Annotated in this window: 1 pseudogene; it reads right to left on the bottom strand. The window is 79.3% G+C overall.

Going from position 1 to position 820, the window contains the following annotated elements:
• Window positions 1-31 precede the first annotated feature (31 nt).
• Window positions 32-820 (bottom strand): annotated as a pseudogene (locus PYV61_RS26085) (hypothetical protein); the annotation flags it as partial.

Below are 820 nucleotides of genomic sequence, written 5' to 3'. Positions count from 1 at the left end.
AGCCAAGGAGTTGAGACCACGATTTGTCTTCCTAAGACCGCTTGGCCTCCGACTTGTCGCGCGGCGTCAGCCCGCGCGCGCGCGCCGCCGTGCGCGCGGCGTGCATCAGCTGCGCGCCCGCCGCGGCCGCCGCCTCGTCGTGGGGGAGCAGGGTGCCGAGCCGGTGGCGGGCCAGCGCGAACGCCGTGTCGAGCGCCAGCGCGCGCTCGCACTCCGCCACCGCCGCCTGGAACGCCCCCGCGCGGTAGTGCTGCTCGGCCGCCAGGAAGGCGCGCAGCGCGGGGAGCGACGCCGCCGCGATCCCCGCCGTGCGCACCGCGCCCAGCGGGCGCACGCGCGCCAGCTCGCGCAGCACCCCCACGCCCAGCGCGTCGATGGCGCGGTCCATCGCCGCCGTCGCGTCGTGCACGCGCACCTCGCCGACCACCGCGCCGCGCGCCGCGTCGAACAGCCGCGCCGCCAGCCGCACCCAGTCGGCGCCGGCGTGCACGATCCCGCCGTACACGACGAGCCCCGCGCCGGTGCGCGCCGCCGACGCCGCGGCGGCGGGCGGGTCGCCGCGCCCCTCGAAGCGGCGCACGATCGTCGTCGGCGGGACCGTGCGCAGCGCCCCCGCCCCGTCGAGCCGCCGCGCCAGCACGTCCACCATCCCGTGCCGCCAGAGCGTCAGGTCGGCGTCGGCGACGTCGAACGGCGCCACCGCCTCCAGCGCCGGGTCGAGCGCGGACGCGGGCGCGCTCGCGCCGCGCACCGCCTCCTCGCCCGCCCCGACCGCCGCGAGCGCGCCGGAAGTCGGAGGCCAAGCGGTCTTAGGAAGACA

It is taken from the genome of Roseisolibacter sp. H3M3-2 (genome assembly GCF_029211165.1).
Lineage (GTDB): Bacteria > Gemmatimonadota > Gemmatimonadetes > Gemmatimonadales > Gemmatimonadaceae > Roseisolibacter.
The sequence above is the reverse complement of the archived record's forward strand: the minus strand, read 5'-3'. Positions and strand labels throughout refer to the sequence as shown.